The organism is Paenibacillus sp. YYML68 (genome assembly GCF_027923405.1).
Taxonomy (GTDB): Bacteria; Bacillota; Bacilli; order Paenibacillales; family NBRC-103111; genus Paenibacillus_G.
On the sequence record NZ_BQYI01000001.1, the window covers coordinates 3,145,896 to 3,164,954 of the forward strand.

Annotated in this window: 32 protein-coding genes, 4 tRNA genes and 1 riboswitch; of the genes, 12 read left to right on the forward strand and 24 right to left on the reverse strand. The window is 50.9% G+C overall.

Going from position 1 to position 19,059, the window contains the following annotated elements:
* Positions 1 to 69: 69 nt before the first annotated feature.
* A complete protein-coding gene (locus PAE68_RS14285; protein ID WP_281887950.1) occupies positions 70 to 684 on the reverse strand; it encodes a stalk domain-containing protein in 615 nt (204 codons plus the stop codon).
* A gap of 380 nt (positions 685 to 1,064) precedes the next feature.
* On the opposite strand from PAE68_RS14285, the gene PAE68_RS14290 reads away from it, so the two are divergent.
* From PAE68_RS14290 to PAE68_RS14300, 3 genes are all read left to right on the forward strand, one after another.
* Positions 1,065 to 1,814, forward strand: coding sequence for an MBL fold metallo-hydrolase (locus tag PAE68_RS14290; protein ID WP_281887952.1), 750 nt, complete (start codon positions 1,065 to 1,067; stop codon positions 1,812 to 1,814).
* Between the two features lie 78 nt (positions 1,815 to 1,892).
* Positions 1,893 to 2,126 (forward strand): DUF3892 domain-containing protein, encoded by a 234-nt coding sequence (locus tag PAE68_RS14295; protein ID WP_281887953.1) that lies wholly within the window; start codon positions 1,893 to 1,895, stop codon positions 2,124 to 2,126.
* 168 nt (positions 2,127 to 2,294) lie between these two features.
* The gene (locus PAE68_RS14300) at positions 2,295 to 3,920 is read left to right on the forward strand and encodes an ATP-binding protein (RefSeq protein WP_281887955.1); all 1,626 of its coding nucleotides are present in this window, start codon (positions 2,295 to 2,297) and stop codon (positions 3,918 to 3,920) included.
* On the opposite strand, the gene PAE68_RS14305 is transcribed toward PAE68_RS14300, so the two are convergent.
* Together PAE68_RS14305 and PAE68_RS14310 are read right to left on the reverse strand one after the other, a co-directional pair.
* Positions 3,904 to 4,416, reverse strand: coding sequence for a divergent PAP2 family protein (locus tag PAE68_RS14305; protein ID WP_281887957.1), 513 nt, complete (start codon positions 4,414 to 4,416; stop codon positions 3,904 to 3,906). The genes PAE68_RS14300 and PAE68_RS14305 overlap by 17 nt on opposite strands.
* Positions 4,417 to 4,494: 78 nt before the next feature.
* Positions 4,495 to 4,788 carry a DUF1811 family protein gene (locus PAE68_RS14310; RefSeq protein WP_281887959.1) on the reverse strand — a complete coding sequence of 98 codons (294 nt, stop codon included), beginning with the start codon at positions 4,786 to 4,788 and terminating at the stop codon, positions 4,495 to 4,497.
* 168 nt (positions 4,789 to 4,956) lie between these two features.
* On the opposite strand from PAE68_RS14310, the gene PAE68_RS14315 reads away from it, so the two are divergent.
* Together PAE68_RS14315 and PAE68_RS14320 are read left to right on the forward strand one after the other, a co-directional pair.
* Entirely contained in the window at positions 4,957 to 5,178 is a 222-nt protein-coding gene (locus PAE68_RS14315) for a hypothetical protein (RefSeq protein ID WP_281887961.1), read from the forward strand.
* A 124-nt stretch (positions 5,179 to 5,302) separates the two neighbouring features.
* On the forward strand, positions 5,303 to 5,764 hold the full coding sequence (locus PAE68_RS14320; RefSeq protein WP_281887963.1) for a PilZ domain-containing protein: 462 nt from the start codon (positions 5,303 to 5,305) through the stop codon (positions 5,762 to 5,764).
* On the opposite strand, the gene PAE68_RS14325 is transcribed toward PAE68_RS14320, so the two are convergent.
* Entirely contained in the window at positions 5,747 to 6,682 is a 936-nt protein-coding gene (locus PAE68_RS14325; RefSeq protein ID WP_281887965.1) for a hypothetical protein, read from the reverse strand. The genes PAE68_RS14320 and PAE68_RS14325 overlap by 18 nt on opposite strands.
* Positions 6,683 to 6,879: 197 nt before the next feature.
* On the opposite strand from PAE68_RS14325, the gene PAE68_RS14330 reads away from it, so the two are divergent.
* Positions 6,880 to 6,952, forward strand: a tRNA-Val gene (locus tag PAE68_RS14330).
* 203 nt (positions 6,953 to 7,155) lie between these two features.
* Here the strand turns inward: PAE68_RS14330 and PAE68_RS14335 are convergent.
* Positions 7,156 to 7,392, reverse strand: coding sequence for a hypothetical protein (locus PAE68_RS14335; protein WP_281887967.1), 237 nt, complete (start codon positions 7,390 to 7,392; stop codon positions 7,156 to 7,158).
* A gap of 230 nt (positions 7,393 to 7,622) precedes the next feature.
* A riboswitch (cyclic di-GMP riboswitch) is annotated at positions 7,623 to 7,707 on the forward strand.
* Positions 7,708 to 7,753: 46 nt separating this feature from the next.
* Here PAE68_RS14335 and PAE68_RS14340 point away from each other — a divergent pair.
* The gene (locus PAE68_RS14340) at positions 7,754 to 7,942 is read left to right on the forward strand and encodes a hypothetical protein (RefSeq protein WP_281887969.1); all 189 of its coding nucleotides are present in this window, start codon (positions 7,754 to 7,756) and stop codon (positions 7,940 to 7,942) included.
* 60 nt (positions 7,943 to 8,002) lie between these two features.
* On the opposite strand, the gene PAE68_RS14345 is transcribed toward PAE68_RS14340, so the two are convergent.
* Positions 8,003 to 8,389 carry a DUF2243 domain-containing protein gene (locus PAE68_RS14345; RefSeq protein WP_281887971.1) on the reverse strand — a complete coding sequence of 129 codons (387 nt, stop codon included), beginning with the start codon at positions 8,387 to 8,389 and terminating at the stop codon, positions 8,003 to 8,005.
* Between the two features lie 212 nt (positions 8,390 to 8,601).
* Here PAE68_RS14345 and PAE68_RS14350 point away from each other — a divergent pair, with 212 nt between their 5' ends.
* The gene (locus tag PAE68_RS14350; protein WP_281887974.1) at positions 8,602 to 8,781 is read left to right on the forward strand and encodes a hypothetical protein; all 180 of its coding nucleotides are present in this window, start codon (positions 8,602 to 8,604) and stop codon (positions 8,779 to 8,781) included.
* Positions 8,782 to 8,838: 57 nt separating this feature from the next.
* Here PAE68_RS14350 and PAE68_RS14355 read toward each other — a convergent pair whose 3' ends face one another.
* Positions 8,839 to 9,072 carry a hypothetical protein gene (locus tag PAE68_RS14355; protein WP_281887976.1) on the reverse strand — a complete coding sequence of 78 codons (234 nt, stop codon included), beginning with the start codon at positions 9,070 to 9,072 and terminating at the stop codon, positions 8,839 to 8,841.
* Positions 9,073 to 9,315: 243 nt separating this feature from the next.
* Here PAE68_RS14355 and sda point away from each other — a divergent pair, with 243 nt between their 5' ends.
* Complete coding sequence (gene sda / locus PAE68_RS14360) at positions 9,316 to 9,477, forward strand: sporulation histidine kinase inhibitor Sda (RefSeq protein ID WP_281887978.1); 162 nt, start codon at positions 9,316 to 9,318, stop codon at positions 9,475 to 9,477.
* Between the two features lie 93 nt (positions 9,478 to 9,570).
* On the opposite strand, the gene PAE68_RS14365 is transcribed toward sda, so the two are convergent.
* From PAE68_RS14365 to PAE68_RS14405, 9 genes are all read right to left on the reverse strand, one after another.
* Positions 9,571 to 9,789 carry a hypothetical protein gene (locus tag PAE68_RS14365; protein WP_281887980.1) on the reverse strand — a complete coding sequence of 73 codons (219 nt, stop codon included), beginning with the start codon at positions 9,787 to 9,789 and terminating at the stop codon, positions 9,571 to 9,573.
* A 321-nt stretch (positions 9,790 to 10,110) separates the two neighbouring features.
* Positions 10,111 to 10,314 carry a hypothetical protein gene (locus PAE68_RS14370; RefSeq protein WP_281887982.1) on the reverse strand — a complete coding sequence of 68 codons (204 nt, stop codon included), beginning with the start codon at positions 10,312 to 10,314 and terminating at the stop codon, positions 10,111 to 10,113.
* Between the two features lie 22 nt (positions 10,315 to 10,336).
* Positions 10,337 to 10,534, reverse strand: a complete 198-nt coding sequence (locus tag PAE68_RS14375) for a uracil-DNA glycosylase (RefSeq protein ID WP_281887984.1) — start codon at positions 10,532 to 10,534, stop codon at positions 10,337 to 10,339.
* An 11-nt stretch (positions 10,535 to 10,545) separates the two neighbouring features.
* Positions 10,546 to 10,938, reverse strand: coding sequence for a VOC family protein (locus tag PAE68_RS14380; RefSeq protein ID WP_281887985.1), 393 nt, complete (start codon positions 10,936 to 10,938; stop codon positions 10,546 to 10,548).
* Positions 10,939 to 11,141: 203 nt separating this feature from the next.
* Positions 11,142 to 11,540, reverse strand: a complete 399-nt coding sequence (locus PAE68_RS14385) for a spore germination protein GerPE (protein WP_281887987.1) — start codon at positions 11,538 to 11,540, stop codon at positions 11,142 to 11,144.
* Positions 11,541 to 11,729, reverse strand: coding sequence for a spore gernimation protein GerPD (locus PAE68_RS14390; RefSeq protein ID WP_397378807.1), 189 nt, complete (start codon positions 11,727 to 11,729; stop codon positions 11,541 to 11,543). It abuts the gene before it with no gap.
* Entirely contained in the window at positions 11,704 to 12,327 is a 624-nt protein-coding gene (gerPC, locus tag PAE68_RS14395) for a spore germination protein GerPC (RefSeq protein WP_281887989.1), read from the reverse strand. The genes PAE68_RS14390 and gerPC overlap by 26 nt, the downstream gene beginning before the upstream one ends.
* A gap of 15 nt (positions 12,328 to 12,342) precedes the next feature.
* Positions 12,343 to 12,570: a spore germination protein GerPB gene (locus PAE68_RS14400; protein ID WP_281887991.1), complete on the reverse strand. Its 228-nt coding sequence runs from the start codon at positions 12,568 to 12,570 to the stop codon at positions 12,343 to 12,345.
* Positions 12,571 to 12,587: 17 nt separating this feature from the next.
* Positions 12,588 to 12,809 (reverse strand): spore germination protein, encoded by a 222-nt coding sequence (locus PAE68_RS14405; protein WP_281887993.1) that lies wholly within the window; start codon positions 12,807 to 12,809, stop codon positions 12,588 to 12,590.
* 137 nt (positions 12,810 to 12,946) lie between these two features.
* Between PAE68_RS14405 and PAE68_RS14410 the strand changes: the two genes are divergently transcribed.
* A complete protein-coding gene (locus PAE68_RS14410) occupies positions 12,947 to 13,420 on the forward strand; it encodes an Hsp20/alpha crystallin family protein (RefSeq protein WP_281887995.1) in 474 nt (157 codons plus the stop codon).
* 111 nt (positions 13,421 to 13,531) lie between these two features.
* On the opposite strand, the gene PAE68_RS14415 is transcribed toward PAE68_RS14410, so the two are convergent.
* Together PAE68_RS14415 and PAE68_RS14420 are read right to left on the reverse strand one after the other, a co-directional pair.
* Positions 13,532 to 13,750: a spore germination protein gene (locus tag PAE68_RS14415; RefSeq protein WP_281887997.1), complete on the reverse strand. Its 219-nt coding sequence runs from the start codon at positions 13,748 to 13,750 to the stop codon at positions 13,532 to 13,534.
* A 133-nt stretch (positions 13,751 to 13,883) separates the two neighbouring features.
* Positions 13,884 to 13,969 (reverse strand) — tRNA-Leu (locus PAE68_RS14420).
* 152 nt (positions 13,970 to 14,121) lie between these two features.
* Between PAE68_RS14420 and PAE68_RS14425 the strand changes: the two genes are divergently transcribed.
* Both PAE68_RS14425 and PAE68_RS14430 read left to right on the forward strand, forming a co-directional pair.
* Positions 14,122 to 14,355, forward strand: a complete 234-nt coding sequence (locus PAE68_RS14425; protein WP_281888000.1) for an alpha/beta-type small acid-soluble spore protein — start codon at positions 14,122 to 14,124, stop codon at positions 14,353 to 14,355.
* Between the two features lie 149 nt (positions 14,356 to 14,504).
* Positions 14,505 to 14,681 (forward strand): hypothetical protein, encoded by a 177-nt coding sequence (locus PAE68_RS14430; protein ID WP_281888002.1) that lies wholly within the window; start codon positions 14,505 to 14,507, stop codon positions 14,679 to 14,681.
* A 63-nt stretch (positions 14,682 to 14,744) separates the two neighbouring features.
* Here the strand turns inward: PAE68_RS14430 and PAE68_RS14435 are convergent.
* The 6 genes from PAE68_RS14435 to PAE68_RS14460 all read right to left on the reverse strand — a co-directional run bounded on the left by PAE68_RS14435 (position 14,745) and on the right by PAE68_RS14460 (position 19,017).
* Positions 14,745 to 14,818 (reverse strand) — tRNA-Ile (locus PAE68_RS14435).
* Between the two features lie 14 nt (positions 14,819 to 14,832).
* A tRNA-Met gene (locus tag PAE68_RS14440) sits at positions 14,833 to 14,909 on the reverse strand.
* Between the two features lie 70 nt (positions 14,910 to 14,979).
* Positions 14,980 to 15,144 carry a hypothetical protein gene (locus tag PAE68_RS14445; protein WP_281888004.1) on the reverse strand — a complete coding sequence of 55 codons (165 nt, stop codon included), beginning with the start codon at positions 15,142 to 15,144 and terminating at the stop codon, positions 14,980 to 14,982.
* A 142-nt stretch (positions 15,145 to 15,286) separates the two neighbouring features.
* Positions 15,287 to 15,841, reverse strand: a complete 555-nt coding sequence (locus PAE68_RS14450) for a phosphatidylglycerophosphatase A family protein (RefSeq protein ID WP_281888005.1) — start codon at positions 15,839 to 15,841, stop codon at positions 15,287 to 15,289.
* A gap of 170 nt (positions 15,842 to 16,011) precedes the next feature.
* Positions 16,012 to 17,733, reverse strand: coding sequence for a hypothetical protein (locus PAE68_RS14455; RefSeq protein ID WP_281888007.1), 1,722 nt, complete (start codon positions 17,731 to 17,733; stop codon positions 16,012 to 16,014).
* A 30-nt stretch (positions 17,734 to 17,763) separates the two neighbouring features.
* Positions 17,764 to 19,017 (reverse strand): efflux RND transporter periplasmic adaptor subunit, encoded by a 1,254-nt coding sequence (locus PAE68_RS14460; RefSeq protein WP_281888008.1) that lies wholly within the window; start codon positions 19,015 to 19,017, stop codon positions 17,764 to 17,766.
* Between the last annotated feature and the right edge of the window lie 42 nt (positions 19,018 to 19,059).

A 19,059-nucleotide genomic window follows, 5' to 3' on the forward strand; every position in this document is an offset into this window, starting at 1 on the left:
TTTTACTCCCACGTATCGTACCATGATGAATAAGGCGAAGTCAATGAACCACGCTTCGCCTCATTCGTGCTATTCAGATACGATCGACTTCTCAGAAATCGTTACATACTTCCCATCCGCGGTCGTCTTCACAGCAAAGCGAACCTTGTACGTGCCCTTCTCCGTGAACGTCACATTAAATGGCCAAGCATACCAAAAGCTGCTCTTGTCGCTGTCAACCACTTCCTCCTTCGCGGCTACCTGCTTGCCGCTAGGCGAGACGATCGAGATCTGGAACGAACGAATCGACGTGTTCAAGCTATCCACCTGAGCAAGCACGGAGAAGCCAAGCTGCTTACCCTGCTTCACAACACCGAACGGCTGCTTGATGTCGTAGTCGTCCTCAACGGTCTTCGCGACGAACATATGTACGTTGGGCTTATGGACCGCAACCGTATGACTTGCGCTGTCCCACTTCACAATCGCCTGCAGCGAATCAGATAACGTTCGTACCGGTAAAACTGCGCTGCCTTTAACTAGAAAAGCCGGCACCTCCGACGATCCGAAGCTTTGCTCAGCATCATTGACCACTAGTCTTACCTTGGAATACCCTTCAAATTCTCCCCAGATCGAGCTTGCGACTGCGCCAGCTGTACCGAATAACGTAAGCGAGAGCACCATCGTTAGCAATCTCGGCACCTTCATCGTAATTAACCTCCATTGTATGAACCAATTTGTTTAATTATACTCCGCGGCTTGGCAATAGTTGCGGCCAGTTTTGCTAAATTTATTATTTTTTATTCGTAGCACCATCTAGATCTAGTGAATGAAAGGGCTTCCGTTGAATATTCATACAAAATATGGATAGTCTTATAGGAAGGCGTCTGTCAAATCTCTTCACCATTCGATAAACGATGGCGAATGGTGCGCTTACCCGGGAAATAGCTGCAACCATAATCCGAAATGTGGGGGGATGCGAAGCGGCATGCCTAAATCCTTACAACATTTTCTTGAATGTTGATCAACAGGCATGTTAGATTATAGAAGGTATACGTGTTAACGCCCTACTGAGTGGAGGAACGTTTGTGAGTTTGCACATACAATTTATTGGAACGGGAAGCGCCTTTGCCAAAGCTTACTATAATACGAACGCTCTCGTACGAACAGAAAGCTTTAGCCTCTTGATCGACTGCGGATATACAGCCGCAAGAGCGATGCACGAACTCGGAATTGGCTTGGACGAAATCGATGCAATCTTGATTACTCATATTCATGCCGATCATGTAGGCGGTCTTGAGGAGTTCGCCTTCCAGAGCATGTATAGATATAAGAAGCGAATTCGTCTGCTTGTGCCGTTCGATATAAAGGATTCGTTATGGAATCATTCCCTTCGAGGCGGCCTGGAGAACGCTCATGAGGGCTTGAACCGATTGGAGGATTACTTCGACGTCGTTACCTTGGAGCCTGACACAGTCATCACGCTTCAGCCGGAGTTGAATGTGAAGCTGCTTCCGAGCCTGCACATTCCGGGTAAGCCGAGCTACTCTCTTCTGCTGAACGACCGCTTCTTCTATAGTGCGGATTCACAATTCAACAGCGAGCAGCTTCATCAGCTTCACGCAAGCGGCTGCAAGCTTATGATGCACGACTGTCAGCTTACATCTCCCGGAGCTGTTCACGCCAGCCTCGAGGAGCTGCTTACTTTACCAGAGGAGCTGCAAGCCAGCATCTGGCTTATGCACTACTCCGACAGCATGCCCAGCTTTATCGGTAAGACAGGCAAGATGACCTTCGTCGAGCAAGGTACAATATATAAGCTAGACTATGAGGTCTGACATCGGCCGCCTTGTCGCTGTTGAATGTATATTAGCGGCACCTCCTGCACATCCTACCTGTAAAGGAGGCGATTGCAGATGAATACAGCCAAAGATCAAGTTGTGGCCGTCCGTAAAAATGGTGATGGTGACATCGTCGAGCTCAAGCTTTCCTCCGGACAAGTCGTCGATTACAAGGAAGCTCAATTTATGGCAAAAAACGGACAGATCGACAACGTTAACGTATTTCGCGGCCGTGACGGCGAGGAGCACCTTCGCTCCAATCCGGATGGCGATCCGACGAACAACCTGGACAATTTGCCAGGCTTCTAATTGTATTTTCAATATGATGTTGTCGTAGCCGGCCCTCTGAGGTCCGGCTTTTTCGTATGGCAAAGCTTTTTTTAGAATAAAGTTTTTGACCTGCAGAAGGAATTTTCCTACTCCAAAAAGAAGTAATACATATAAAATTTTGTATATTTTAGGAGTTGGAGCTTCTGCATGAAAAGTCACAGCGGCTTTATCCTGTATATCGTACTCGTATCAACCTGGTCCATAATGAGCGGTAGCGCATGGAACATTCCTCTACTTCTCGCATTCTCCCTGCTCTATGCCGCCACCTTTCTCGTTAAGCAACCTCCATCCTTCGTCTTCAATGTTCAGCCAATGCTGGTCGTTGCCATCCATGCTGCCAGCCTCACCCATTGGGTGCTGCCGCTATATTTCTTACATATGATCGAGCTACACAAGCGGTTCCACCGACGTTCCACAGCGACATTGCTGAGCGTCATATTCATCGTCCCTTATATTGTCATATCGGCAATTACCCGTCATGGGAACAGCTTGCCTAACATAGCATTCGAAACGGCTACCTGCCTCGTGCTTGGCTTCATGTTCGGCAGTCTGATCAAGAGCATGGAGCTTCAGAAGCAGCTGCTGGACAGTGAGAAGAAGCATCTAAGCACACATGACCCACTTACAGGCTTGTACAACTTCCAAGAATTCCACAGACAGACGGAGCTGCTCGTGAACGATGGTAAGCCTATCTTGCTCATATTGGCTGACTGCAAAGATCTGAAGTCACTGAACACGAGCACCGGCTTCCAGGGCGTCAACGATATACTGAAGCAGGCTGCTCAGCTGCTGCGCATTATGTTTCCACAGAGCTCTCTGATCAGCCGCTATGGCGGCGATGAGTTCGCGATCGTCATCGACAACCCACACAAGCAGACGCTTCATACCATTACGCAGCTGCTGTCTATGGAGTTCCCGAAGCTGACCGGTATCGAAATTAACTTCGGCATCGCCTCGTTCCCGCAGGACGGAAAGACGAAGGATGATCTGCTTGCTGTCGCCGAGAGCCACTTATACATGATGAAGAGAGAGACGTGGCTGAAGCGTGAGGAGCATATGCTGCGCAGCGAGAAGCTACGCGTTGTCGGAGAGCTCGCATCCGGCATGGCGCACGAAATTCGCAACCCGCTTACGACTATTAAGGGCTTCATTCAATTGTCCAAGGCCGAGCGCTACAATATTGAGCCGTGGTACGAGCTGATCATGGATGAGATCAATCGGATGAGTATGCTTACTGCGGAGTTTTTACAATTTTCCAGACCACATATTACGTCATATAAGGTGCACTCTCTACGTTCTTGTGTGCAACGCGTCATCTCCCTGCTTGAATCCGAAGCAACGCGACTTGGACATAAGCTAGACTTTCAACCTGATCGTTATGAACTCCTCATGCGTATGGATCAGGATAAGATGCTGCAGCTGCTGCTGAACCTCGTCAAGAACGCACTGGAAGCTATGGAGGAGCAAGGAACGGTTGATATTAAGCTGTACCCGGTTGATCGCCATGCAGTTATAGAGATTATGGATGATGGAAAAGGTATTCCGGAGGGAGAATTGGATAAGATTTTCATTCCGTTCTACACAACGAAGGATTCAGGAACAGGACTCGGCTTATCGATCTGTCATAAAATTGTTCAAGATCATGAAGGCACCATTGAAGTGGAAAGCCTCGTCGGGCTGGGAACGAAATTTACCATTACGCTCCCAACCGTCTCCATCGAGCCTCTGCAGCTTCAAGAAGCATCTGAGGACAAGGCTACCATTTCGATATAAAGGACATGATTCCATTGCTCACAGGTTCAATTTGAACGGAGCGCGACTCCGTTGCATAGCTGAGGGCACCGACGAGAGCACCAAGCAAGGCACCTCCCAGCACTTCCTCTGGCAGGTGACCTAGCCGCTCCTCAAGCTCCTGCGCACGCTTCTCATGCACATGGATAGGATGATCCTTCGTGATGTTCGCGACCGTCTCCTCCAGCTCATTGACCTCAGATGCGATTAATCCGGCATGTCTTCGAATCCCCATCGCGTCATACATGACGACAAAGCTGAGCATCGCAGATACAGCGAACAGCTCCGCGGCGAAGCCCTTCTTCAGCCCCAAATAGGTGGCAAGCGATACGACACCGGCAGCGTGGGAGCTCGGCATGCCTCCCGTACGGAACAAATCCGACCACGACCAAGCTCCCCGCTCGCGGATGTGCAGTGGCATCTTCAGCAGCTGAGCCGCACCAATTCCGACAATGGACGTCCATAACGCCCGATTCATCTGCATCACCTCATCGATTAGGATGAGACGTGCCTCCTCATTCTATTCCGAGGTGCATAAGCCGCACACCTTCCAGATTTAGAGACGTGTGAGCTTCGAGAGTGGAAAGCTGGCCTCCGGATCGTCACCGAGCGTCCCCCATGCCATAATGCCATTGATATATTTCACCTCAAAGGGAAGCTGGACATGGTCCACCTTGTACAGACCGGGAGGGAAGTCATTAGGGTCCAGCATGTACGATTGCGCAATCGCAAGCCTCTGCCTTGCTACTGCCTGTTGACTCTCGAATTCAGAGGCTTCAATCTCACTCGTTATCGAGTTAATCTCATGCTGCAGCTCTTCTTTGTTCATTTGACTAAACAGCTTCTTCATCTTCATCATCCTTCACTACGCTTGTCTCGTAATCTTACGTACTATTTGTCGAAATAACACCGTATAAACCACACTATGTCGCGATATGTTGTAATATTCAGCTCGAATTCGTCTGTAAATAGTGGTATAATAAAGGAAACATTAGGTAACTAAAGGAGGAATTCACATATGTCTACAGAGGTCGTTTTTAACAATCAAAAAATTCCAGTTAGCTTCGTATCTTGCGATCAGAAAGCGATTCCACAGCTCATTCGTGCCTTGAAGGAAAAAGGAATGTACACCAGTCTAGCCGAAGGTCGCGAGACGATCGAACGAATCGAGCTAATCGGAAATAGTGCCGTGCTGCATCACAAAACGAACGACCGCTGCATTGAGCTACCGCTCTATTGAGCGGTTTTTTTTCGTCAGACTCCACGAATACATTGTCAAGCGAGGACCTCCTCGGTTACAATAAATGGACACGGGTAACCGTAATGCTCCACCAATTACGATTAGTGTAAAGGAATTGTAAGCCATGAGAGCCAAAACTTCCAAGTCAAACAACAAACGTCACTATTTCAGATTGACCTTCCAATCGCCGCTCGGAGCCGAGCTTAAAATTATCGGCGCCGAGGACGTCGGGGCAGAGATGAAATGGTATCAGGCTGCTCTGGTCGATCTAAGCGCTGGCGGCGCAAGATTCTACACGTCAGCTCCGCTCCCCGAGACTGAAAACTTATTAACGGAGCTGCGTTTCACCATCTTGAATGTCGAGCATAGGCCCTATGGAGTTATTGTCCGTTCTATCTTACCGGAAGCAGGGCACTATGAGTACTGTATCCAGTTCTCCTGGCAAGACTCCGAGACGAACGTATTGACCCGGATGCTGCACCAGCTGGCGCTTCGCATTCGTCGCAATCCTATCGTCTCTGGCTGTAGCTTCCTGACAGAAGAAGAGCTGGCAGCCTTCAGCCCTAACCTAACGCGCTTGACCTGACAGCCCAACCGTCACATACCTTCTACCCGAGTCCGAATGCCCGATCCAGCAGCGAAACAGCAGCTGATCGGGCTTCAGTCTGTCGTATAAATCTTTCAGGCCGATGACGGCCCCCTCCAGACCATATTTCCCGAACATCTCGAACAAGTAGGTCGTTCTGTCCGTGCTGCTCCGATTCTCGTACAGCTCATCTGCAATCCAGCTTCTAGCTTCGTCCAGTACGATCATATCCGTCCACATCGCGACTCTACCGCCAGGTCTCACCAGTGATAGTAGCAGCTTATTGTAATCCGCCAGCAGCGAGTTGCGCAGGAACTGGATCGCCTCCATCATCTGGCGCACCTCAGACTCCTTGTAACGGTCGATATAAGGCTGTACCTGCATTAATACATCCGGGTAGAACAACGCAGTATGCACGCCCGATGACATGACGAACGAGAACGTCCGGTGCAGATGCGGCAGCACTTCTAATCCTCTCACCTGAAAGCTAGCATCCCGCAACAACGCAGCAATGTCCGAAGCAGGCGCCGATGTCATCAGCAGCTCGTCCAGCTTCTCATACAGCGAAGCTTGATCCAGACAAGTATAGTCAATCCGAGATAATGACTTGATCCGACTCAAGCTGACACCCCCTTGAGCATCCAGCCATTCCTGCAGCATGTTCGGCTCCGAATCGAGCACTGTAACTTGCTGGAACGCCTTGGCCATACCCGGTATATCTACGTCTCCGTGATTGCCTGCGCCCAGCACAGCCGCCTTATCCCGCATCGGAAGGTCCGCTAGCGTATCCTCAATCAGCCGTCTGACATGGTAGCGGTGAGTGCCATATTCGTGCTCCCCCCAATCCAAGCCTTCCTGCAGCAGTGCCTGATCTCCTGCGCCTTCCGGCTGCGGGGTTGCCCAAGGGAAGTCCTTCATGCTCGCATCCTCCAATATATGTCCGTTTTGATGTTCATTATAGCATACCCGATTCCTGCGGCGACAGTACCGTCTACTGCCCCTCCTAACCCGTCGAGCTTGGTTCTGAAAAAAAGTTTGTATAAATGCTTGACACTTTCAGCCGCGCCTGTTATTATAAAAAACGTCCCCAGCAGGACATGTTAAAAAAATATTGAGACCTGTTAGCTCAGCTGGGAGAGCACCATCTTGACAGGGTGGGGGTCAGTGGTTCGAGCCCACTACAGGTCATACTAAGAAACCCTTGTATATCAAGGGTTTTTTGCTTTTGTGGATCGTTGCTCATGATCCAAACTTTCCGAAGGCCAGAAACTAAGAAGTAAAAAAACAAAGCCGAAAGTCATGAAGCTTGACTTTCGGCTTTAGTGAACCTCGAATGCCTCTAACAGCCTGACCTCGACTGTTTTTACTATGAAAACAGCCTATTTTTTATATTATAATTTCATCATCATCTTCCCCCGCTTCACCGCGAGTGAAGCCTTCACCGCCTCCGTGCGCATAACCTTGGAAGCTTGATTCGACACGAAGAACGCATCGCAATACAACAGCCGTTCCAGCGCCTGCTTCGCAGCCTGTACAGCGAGCGTCTCACACTGAAGCATATACATACAAATTCGATAGCATTCGCTCTCGTACCGGCGCAGGCCTTGCATCTTTTCCTGCACGTTCATATACATCCCCCAGCCCTAGATTACATCCCCGACTTCGCCCCTTCCTTCATTATATAGGTGTGCTTCGAGCCGTGAAGTACTATATTTTCCTAGTACCCTTCTATATCGCTATATTGGCGGTCGCATCAAAGATAAAAATTTCTTTAGCGATACAACTCTTGCCTATTCCAACTATAAACTGGTATCATCTAAAACAAGGGAAATGAACCCGATGCGAAATTGCTAACATAATTATAATAGGGAGCTATGATCTCAAACCTGTAAAGTGGGCACTTGGGTTTGAAGGAGCAAGTAGTGCAACCGACCATCTCTGTAGAGGTGGTTTTTTATTTAGTCCTAGAATATACGTGGAGGTGAATTCATGAAAGCGTTAGAGTGTGAAACCATTATGGAGCAACTGGGTCTGTCTTCTGAAAGATTGCTGCAATGGATGGAGCATCGGGAAAGTTGCTCCGAACCGGTCAGCATAATAGCAAATACCGAGCCGCTGGACGAGTCCGCGCTCCCCCCCATTGAGCGTGAGCCGGAGCAGGTAATGTTGCTCATATAATGCTCACCAGTTTCCTGCATGAGAATAACGGCAAGACGATCTCGCCCCTACCCCTATAGATCAAGCACTACGTTTCTCCTTGCGCCAAGCATACACCATTAGAACAGCTCCGGCCACCACGAACAACGGCTCCATTACATTGGCCTCAGGTCCGTTCGTAATACGGTGCAGCTGAAAGATCCAATGAAACACCACAATGTCAAAGCTTAAAAATAGTCCAGTCGACACCGCGAAGCCGTGATAAAAGGAAGAACTGCAGCGCTTACGTATAACTATCATAAGCGCGAACAAAATCAGAACCCCGATCATCACTGATCCAATTCGTCCTTGCATCGTCGTCGCCTTCAGACCAGCCGCAAGAGCAGAGCTCAAGTGACCGAATTGTATCGTAAGTAAAAAGCCGAAAAACACCCCTAGCCAACGCTTCAGCAGGACCACCTCTTTCATCCTATCATCATACATAAAGATGAACAGACTATCAATAGAACCCTTCTTTCACCAGAATTCCTACTCATTCCTCATCAAGCGCGTCTATTCAACAAAATAACACATGAAATAAATTGTTAACGTAGTGTAAATTGTGACACCTTTTTTTGTAAAAACATCCTATAATACAATATACAAAAAGGTAGAACATGTACACAAGGAGTCGATGTCAGATGATCGTCATGAACACTTGGGAGCTATACCAAAAGCTGAAGAGCGGAGAAATCGCAACTTGTATCGAGGATGGCAAAAAAGCGAAGCGCATCTATGGTGATCTGATATGGAAGGATCGTTACGAGCAGCCTGTGCTGGACCGCACCTTCTGGGGAAGACGCTGGGTCGTACAGAAGTAGTAAGAGCCTAGACGTTGAAGCTTAACGGACGAAGCACGCGGGGACGGCGTTCATGAATCAGCTGCTCCCCGCATCCAAGCTTTGCATATGGTTTGCCTCGGCGCCCAACCAACCACCGGAAGTCCGCCCTGCTCGCCCCACCGTTCGATTCCTCTTTACCTGTGAGCCCACAGCACCTTCTTGGCCGCTTCGATCGTTTTCCCCTGTCACATGAGCATCATTAGCCTCACGGCTCGCCTGCATCGCCTTCAAGTATTCGAAAGCTTCCTCAAAATCTGCAAAATGATTCATGTTGTCCCTCCCGAATAATCTCTTGTCTCTTATTACCTCAATAATTGAAGTCTTAAACAAAAGAATACGCCCCTTCCAGCCATCCTGAGCCGAATATGGAGCCGAGGTTTACATTTCTAACGTTTATTTAACATCTGTCTACGAACGAATTAAACAATTCGCATGTATGATAATCCCATACAAGACAGATTGAATAACGTTGCTGCTAACACGGCGCTTTCATCCAGATAGGAGACTGAGACAATGGATAAGCTGAGTGATCAAATGCTGCTGGACACTTACGCCACAGCTCTGCGCCAAGGCTTGGATCACGCCTTCATCAAATTGCTGCTTGCCGAAATCAGGCGCAGAGGCCTTAGTCTGCCTCACGAAAGGACCTACAGAAGATCAAGAGCCTTAGGCTAAACCGTTATGCAGCACCCCTAGGCAAAATAGGACCTCAGTCTCCACATGCAAGCGGAGCTTGAGGTCCTTGCTATTAGGGCGAACGAACGGTGTCTACTCGCGGAGCGCCTCACTTAGCTTCGTTGACATCGTGGGCTTGCCCGACGATGTGGCTGCCCTTAAGAGTGCGGTCTTCAGCCTCCGATTTTCCGTGCTGAGGCGCTCAAGCTCCTCAATCGCAGCTCGGAGCAGCTGTGCATGCTGTGAGTCGTCCTCCCCCTCTAACGAGCCTCTGAGACGATCCAATACTTGTTCCAGATGATGCTCCGCCATTATGCCTACCTCCTCTCACCCGCTTCATATGCCAAGCAGGCCATGAGTCCTGATCCATATCATGGAATCATAATCCGACACCATCTTGTCATAATTCCCAACGTCCCAACATATTGTGATCTTAACCGAACCGTTCCAACACGGTATGAAGGAGAGGATCTCAATTGACTTACTATTGCATTCATTGCCGTACGCTGCATGGAGCAGCCGAAGCTACCGACACGATCATGTTCAGGACAGGCTTTCATTATATTCAAGAGGCGCGCTATCCTGCAGGCTTCTGCTCGCATCCAACGAACCATTCAGATGAAGACGAGACGATTACTTCTTGCGGCGAGAGCTCCAGTCAATGACATTGCTGCTGTCCTGCTTGTCAACCGCATTGATCTCCTCATTACGCACCATCTGAGCGAGATCGTCAATCGTCTTATTGAGCAGTTCACCCTTGTGTCGGGAAAATAACCGTCTACGTTCCTTAAGCAGCACCTCTAGCAGCAGCTTCTTCTGCGATCTGGTGAGCAGCATCAAGACGTCCTCCTAGCATGCATTATTTCTCCTCATAGGACAAGCAGGGCTTGCCCGACGATTGCAGAACGAGCTGTGAGGGCAGCGCCTGCGTCTTGAAGCCGTAGGCGCGGCAGCCCCTCGGGTAGCTCGGCTCCCAGGTCACATAATAGTGCTTGCACTTCACACAATTAATTCTCGCTTGCGGTGTAGTTGAGTTGTTCGGTTCGTTACGCTTCATCGCACGCTCCGCTACATGGCCGGCTGGAAGAACTCAATCCACTCACCGTCTGGACCGTGAAAAAAAACATATCGCGCTCCGTTCGGCAGCGTCGTAATATCTTGATCGATCAGACGCACATGTCCAAGTCCCTGAAGCCGCGCATGCTCCTTCTCGATATCGTCCACGGTAAAAGCAAGGTGTTGCACCTTCCCCTCAGCGGGCAAGCTGTCGTTGTAGCCTGTAATGAGCTCAAGCTGCGACTCGCCTTGCTCCCCGAAGCCAAGGAACGCCAGTTGAATCACACCATTCGTATGCTCAAGGCGGCCCAACAGCCGCATCCCTACGACCTCCTCATAAAACTGAATCGACGTGTCCATGTTACGAACCATGACGCCGACATGCTCGATTTTCGTTGCAGCCATGACGCCTCTCTCCCCTTCTATACATTCAATAAGTGTCGCTATGCTAGTAGTATATCATATCACCCGAGCATGAGTCCGCTTAAACAAATAGACAGCTAGGACCATGAACGCAGCTCACGTTCACAAGTCGAATAGCCCGTATACGAGGAGACACTGCTCCCTGCATACAGGCTTATACGTTCAATTTACAGCTGTGAGCCACCTTACAGTGTCTGCAGTCCTGTCAGCTTTTCGCGAATGTTTTTGACCCTCGATACCGCACGCGCGGAGCCAAGTCGGCCAATCTGAACCATCGATGCCGTGGAGATGGAGTCCACCTTGACAGTCGAGCACATGATCGACGAATCCCTATGCTGAATTACCAACTCCACTTGCTCTGCAGGCAGCAGTTCAGGAATGTCAACGGAAAAAATCGGGTACTGGGAAAGCTCCCCTTCCCGACCGTCGTACCTCGGAATTTCTCTCTGAACGGCAAGTGCCGAGCTTCTCGGATCGAAACGAACAAGATCCCCGACAAACAGTGTCGAGGAGAAGCCGACCTCGTTAACGTGCAAGTTCTGCACCCTACTCGTGCGGTGCTGAATCGGTAGCGTATCAGCCATCTATTCCTCTATCTTGGGCTGCAGCGCTGCTGAGCCGATGATTACGCTCTCAGGAGGCGTATCGAATACCGAAGACAGCGAAATCGTGTGCGCATCTCCGACAAGCAGCAGCGATGCACTCGCCACCCCTTCTGTACGGATCGAGCCTACCTGCAGCGTATGGTTAATGACCTGAAGCCGGATGCTCATGCGGATCGCCCTCCTGTTTTTGCTTCAGCAAGTATTGATGAAGACCTGCTTGAATATCACGCTTCACCTTATCTGTGATCGCTTCCTCCTGCTCCGGACGAAGCACAGCCTGCGGTGATTCGGTCATCTCCTCGATGTAGTGCTCGATGCGCGGCGCAACCTGCCCCTGCATATCCGTCACGAGCACCTCATGGAATTGACTGCCTAGCTCGACCCCATGCGCATTCTGAAGCTCCTCTAGCTCCTTCGGAATCTCTTGGAGCAGATACGTGTTCACGTTGCGCTGGATGCGCTCGAACGATTCGGACCGAGCCGTATTCGTCACGATCGCTTTACCGCCCACTGCCAGGTCTTCGATACCGCTCGAGTCGAAGCCAGAGGGCGAGATGCCGACGTTAAGCGTTCCTTCCAGCGTCTCGACCTTGAGCTGATCAAAGTTATATTCAATCTTATCAATGCGGATGCGCTCCTGCTTCTTCACAGCCTCCAGCTCCTGCGCCATCGCATCCAGCCGAAGCTCGAGACTGCGGATGCGCTCCGTTTGCCATTGTAGGTATCGATGAAGCTTCTGATAATAGGACGAATGATCGGGCTGCATGGCGAGTTCCTCCGTTTATGTGGCAGTAATGGGGAGCTGAACGAGTGGAAAAGGCTTCGGGGCCTCCGTACCTTGCTCTGTTCCAAGCTCAGGGGCGGGTCCTGTGAAGCCGCCGGTGTTGTATAAATTAGATAAGGCCCGTACAGATCCCGCAGTGCCAATCTGCAGAACGGATGAGTTGCTAATACTTCCGATCTTCATCTGATGGATGACGATATGCTGGTGAACCGTCCATGTAGACATTGATCGCAGCACCTGCCTTAATTGTTCAATGCAATATTGGAATCTGCAACATCGTTGTCGTAGGTGTTCGTCGTGCTGACATAATTGTAGGTACGCAAGTAATCGCCTGTGTTGAAGGAGCCTGCGCCTGCGAACGTTTTGGCAACCGAGATCGGGGCGACCTGCACGGAATCCCCGATGTGCACGATGGAGCTGGAGCCTACACTGTTGATCTTAATCGCGCCTACGATAGCCGGCATATGCACCCCTACCTGTCTTGGGATTTATACCAGTATATGAGGCCGTGCTGCGAAATATGTTTTCACGAAACAGCACGACCCAGCGTTCATGAGCGCCGCGCCTTGCACATATATTTGAACGTAAGGAGCTGATCACTATGAGCGGACCGAATCAATCGAATCCGAACCCTTATTTCGACGTCAACTGGAAGCAATTCGAGCAGTTTTTTGGCGGCAAGCTGCCGTTCGCCTCGAGTCAAGCTGCGAATCCGGGAGACTTATCATGGATCGACGGTTATATTAAAGAAGTGCTGCAGAAGTCGATGCCGAGGGCTGAGGTTCAGCAGCTGAAGCACCACTATCACACGGAGCTATTCGAAACCCATAAGAGTGTTATTGCGAAAATTCACGTACCCGACAAAGCCGAAGCGCGTAAAATCCGAGTACTCGTCAACATGAGCGTGCTGCGACTGGATGGCTTGCCGGACAATCGGTCCCAAACGCTGCGACTGCCTAGTCTGGTCATGCCGGGTACGTGCAAGGCGGTCTATAAGAACGGCATCCTGCAGCTGCATATGCGTAAGCAGACGTCGGAAAATCCATTTTACGAAATCGATATAAGATTTAACTAGGCAAGTATGCGAAAAAAATAAGCACATCGTTCCAAGTCTCACGGACATGGAGATGTGCTTATTGTGTTGCATGGCAAGCATCTGTATGGCAGCCCATGAGAGCCGCCTCCTCTAGTTGTTAGCCGTATTGTTGCTGTCCGCCACATCGGGATCGAACGTATTGGTGAAGCTGAACAAGGTGAACGTCGCGCTGAAATCTCCAGTGTTGCCTCCACCTGAGCCTGAAGCGGTTTTCGACGTGCTTTTCGGCGTAATCTGCAGCACATCCCCGAATACGAGCTCTCCGCCATTGCCTGTAATCTTGATCGGAGCCAAAATAATCGATGGCATCGGAACGTCACTCCCCTTCCCGTCACATGCTCTAAAGTATATGTCGAGATGCAGAGGTTCATCACGATGTGTAACAAAAAAAGGCGAAGGAAGCAGCTGCTCCTAACGCCTTGTCCTTGCTCAAGCTCGATGATGCCGAAGACCGGGGTCGAACCGGTACGGTGGTCACCCACCGCAGGATTTTAAGTCCTGTGCGTCTGCCTATTCCGCCACTCCGGCAAGCTGTAAGTCACGATTAATCCGTAACGTTGATTATTATATCTGTGTTCGTCTGAAAAATCAATGTATAAAGATTGTGGTTACCGGACAACATATCCCTACATTGGCAGACACAAAGCCGATGAACAACAAACTCCAGGAGGGATTCAGGCATGGCTACAGGACAAAGTCGTTCCAACAATCAACTGGTGGTTCAGCAAGCAGCTTCTGCATTAGAGCAATTGAAATATGAGGTCGCTCAGGAGCTCGGTATTCAGGTGCCGCAGGATGGCTATTACGGCTATATGGCAACACGTGATACCGGCGCGATCGGCGGACACATTACGCGCAGACTGGTACAAATCGCTGAGCAGCAGCTCTCTGGTCAGTTTGGTAGCAATCATTAAGCTAGAGCTTGACTCCAATATCCCCGCTTGCCTCGGCTAGCGGGGAGTTGCTTTATCCTCAGCCCCGTGTAAATAAACGTATAAAAAAACGGCTATAAGCTCAGCCTAAGCAAGAACGCTGCATATCGTTAAGAAAGGGGTTGAGCACGTTGAGCACGAAGAAAGATAGCTACTATAATGAGACAACGAACACGATCGCGGGCATTAATACGCCGCCTGATCATCCGGATATTGCGGCTACGGATTCATTGAGCGAATTTGTGGAAACGATGATGGATAACATCCAGCATACGTTCGATGACAGCGATACAGAGGAACAGCGATAAACTGAGCAATAAGCAAAAAAGCCTCGCGAAGATGCGAAGGCTTTTTTGACAAACGAGCATATATGGGCCCTGAGGGACTCGAACCCCCGACCAATCGGTTATGAGCCGACCGCTCTAACCAACTGAGCTAAGGGCCCTCTTTAGAAGGTTTTGGTTGCGGGGGCAGGATTTGAACCTGCGGCCTTCGGGTTATGAGCCCGACGAGCTACCGGGCTGCTCCACCCCGCGTCATCAAGTCTACTTAACAGCGACAAAAAGAATCATACTACATATACAACCTAAAAGTCAAGCTGAAAATTCAAACCGTATAGCGGACGCCGAAGCGGCCTTTTTTGGAACGATACACTTCGACCTCTGAAGGACATTCGTAGCCGTAAATCCACCAGTCCTCTTCCATGCGCTTAGCCAAGCACCCTGCCTGGAACTTGCTCTCGTACAGCTTCACCCAATATACCCATCTCATCGCGTTCACTCCGTCGTCATGAATTCATTGATGATGAAGTTCTATACGCTAGTGTAACCAAAAAGAGGCCTCCTTATAGCTAAGGAGACCTCCGAATGTTGGTACATGTTGGGAATCGTGTGAGACGAGAACAATGACGGGCTTAGCCCGCATTCTCCTCGCGCTGACCTCTCTCGTCTTCGTAAGCGAGCTGACGCTCAAGCTCATCGCGCTGATGGTGAGCAATGCGGCTCGACGCTGAGGAGGCGATCGCAGCGACCAGATCGTCCAAGAACGTATGAACGCCGTTGCCGGCTTTCGTATCCAGCTGCTTAATAATACCAATCTTCTGCTTATCCAAGTGCCCGAATGTCGTCACAGCAATGCTGCCATATCCGAATACAGAGCCAAGCGCCAACGTCTCGTCACAGCCGAATAAACCTTCATCGTCTGCAACGATCGATTGCAAGGGCTCTGTGAGCAGCCCCTTCTCCGCTAGCACGTCTAGCTCAATACCGATTAAGATCGCATGCTGCAGCTCCCGCTTGTTCAGCACCTTATGAACGGATTCCACGCACCACTCAAGAGTAAGCTGCGGATTATACGGCAGTTGCATGTCACGGACGATCAGGGCAATGTCCTCAATCGTGACGCCGCGTTCCTCGAGCTTCGCGTATACCGCGGCTTTGACCTCGTTGCTGTGGACTTGTCGTTTCATCGTAATCGCCCCTTCGCCTGATGATGTGCTTATTATAGCACGAATCGCAATCGCTTGTACGATGCTTTTTCGGAGTGCTTGGATCCGCTACTAATCAGAGCAAGCCGACCCGCTAACGGGCCGGCTTGCGGTTCTGCAAGTTGCGTTGGCTTATTCCAAGCCTAGTTACCCTATTGCTTCAGCTCGGTCAACAGACGCTTCGCAAGACCTGATGGAGTCTGGTACGTCTCATAGACACGTACCATCATCGGGTGATTGAACGACTCTGTCGCAGCGTTGAAGGAGATCGTATTCTCCGCGGAAGCAAGACGGTTCACACCGAACATGCTGCCATTCGCTGTCCCAACGAGACGACCTTCGGAATCGTACAGCTCGAACAGGAGTGTTGAGAAGCTAGAGTCTAGCTGCACGAACGGATCGCGTTCAATATCCAGATCAAGCTTCAGGCGGAACATATAACGATAGTTCGTTGTCGGCCCCATATCTGCAGAGATGTGCCAATGCTTCACATCGACGTCGAACGGATACAGGCTGAACGCTTCCTTCTCGTCTGCAGGCTGCAGCTCTGTGGCGAATGCCGCAATGGTGGATTTATATGGCGCAGCCGTCTTCACATCCTGCACCTTGAGCGCAAGCCCCTTACCAGATTCGGACGCTGGCAGGGCGAAGAAGTAATTCACCGTTAGCGACGAGCCCGGCGACACGTAAGGTGTAGTCACCTGTTGACGACTTCCCTCATACTGATAGCCGTCGGCGCTGACCAGATCGGCGAGGAACATCGGCACTGCGATCGGACGATCCGACTGGTTCGTCAGCTTGAACTTCGCCGTCAACGCCTTGTTCCCCGCTTCCGTATCGTCGCTCATCGCGAATTCGACAACAGATACGGCCATGTTCGGGTGAATGAGCTTGCTGTTCGGATCGAATGGAATGACCGAGCCGAGCTTCAGGGCCGGATATGCAGAGGCCGATTCCTCCGTTGGCAGCAGAACGTTCAGCTTGCCGACGGCAAAGCTCGTTTCTCCACCTGGACCTTGCTCACCTGCTGACTGGAACTTCTCCTGCGTCAATACATTCAAGCTGTCGATCACCGCATCTTGATCCGTTGGAATCGCATAGTGCACATATTTCTGCTCGTTCGGCTCCAGCGTAATTGGCGTCTTCTCAACACGCTCGCCACTGAACGTCTTGCCGTCGCCCTTCGCATCGACCTGGAAGGCCGGAACCGTTTCACGCTTATTCGTCGCATTCGTAACGAGCAGCTTCACGACATGCACCGTACCCTGCGGCGTCGATTCCTTCTGAATCGACTGCGGCGTATATTGCAGCGGCGACAGCAGTCCTGGAATGACGAACGTGTCATTCCACTTCTTCATCGCGGCAGGATCGGTAATCGAAGCATCGGCACCCTTCCACGCTACGCCTTGAATTGGCACGCCAACGATCAGCGTCTCCTTCTTCGGATACACATAATAATCGACATCGGTCCAGTTCACCTGGTCCAGCGTGATCTCGTCGGTCCGGTCAACGACCGTCATGTAGCTCAGCTCCGTCTTCGCCTTCGGTTGAATCGACTTCACATTGCCCGCGGATGGCTGAAGCTTATACTCGATGCCCTCCGACGTCTTGACACGCACCTCATAATCCGGCACTCGTGTAACCTTCGCTCCGTTGTTCTTCAACCGGATGACAACTCCAAGGCGCGTCCCCGCACTGACAGACTCATTCAATACGCTCTTCAGCTCTACATCGAGCACCTCGGTCAGCTTATAAGAAGCAACAGCTTGCTCAGCGGCGCTAGCCGAGCCGATCGTATACGCCGGGATCGAGCTCCCAAGCAGAGAGACAGAAATAACGGCGGATGCTACAGTCATTTTCAGTTTGTTGTTCACTTGATTTCCTCCTGTCAAGTCTGCTCTGGCTTAGTTCGCCAGCTGCACCTTTTCTTTGTCCTTAAGCTGGTTCTGGCCGAATACGATCAGCTGTTCGCCTTCATTCAAGCCGCTCTGCACTTCTTGAATCGTCTCGTTCAGACGCCCAAGCTCCACCTTACGCTTCTCTGCCGTATCTCCTTGCAGGACGAATACGAACGTCTCGCTGCCCTCACGCACGACGCTGAGCGTCGGAATAGCAACTACGACCTGATCCTGCTCCTCGGTCAGCAGCACTTGCGCCTTCATACCCGGCTTCAGCTTGCGATCCGCATTCGGTACCTCAAGCTCCAGCGAGTACGACTTCGTCTGAACACCCATCACGTCGGCTAGATAGCTGACCTTCGCCTTCATGCGCTCTGTTGTCCCTGGCACATAGAACGACAGCTCCTGCTTGCCGCGAACGAGCTTCGCTGCTTCCTCGGTAAGCTCAGCCTTGATCTTCACCGGGTCCAGCTGCTGAATCGTCGCTCCTCGGAAGCCAGGGTTGACCGTCATGCCCACTTCTACTGGTAGATCCGTCAGCACGCCGCTTACAGTTGCCTTAACCTCCGTATAACCGAGGTTACGCTCCAGCTCCCGTAGCGATACGCTGGCTGTCTGCACCTGCTGATCCGCCTGTGCGAGCGGATTCGTCTTATCGAATGCAGCCAGCTTGCTACGAGCGCTCTCCAGGTCAAGCTTCAGGTTGTTCACTTGCGTCTCTACCTGCTCCAGCTGGAACTGTGTCACGAGACCGAGATCATAATCGTTCTTCATCTTATTGTAGTTTTTCTCCGCGTCACGTAGAGCCGTCTCCAACTTCGTCACGCCGTTCTTGGCGTCTTGCTTGCCGTTGGCAAGATCCTCGCGCGCCTTCGTTAGCTGCTGCTGTCCGCTCGAGAAGGCGATCTGCGCCTTCTCCTTCTGAATCTGAAGATCAGTTGGGTCGATGCGGAACAATACTTCACCCTGCTGAACATCGTCACCGCGCTTCTTCAATATTTCTTGAATATCGCCAGATACCTTCGTGACGACCATCATCTCGACGGAGGCGACGACATCGGCTACCTGCTCAATCGGATCGCCGATCGATTGCTTCTCGACCTTCGCCGTCTTAACCACCTTCAGCTGCGCTTCCGCTGCAGTGGCCGCCGGCTCGGCAGTCGGCTGGGCCGAGCACCCCGCCATCAGCGCTGTGCTGATGACGATGGCGCCCGCTACCTTGGAGCCTTGCTTGAACGATTTTCTCATTGTCGGATTCATAGTAACATTCTCCTTTTTCCCTGTATCTCTCTATAAGGTCAA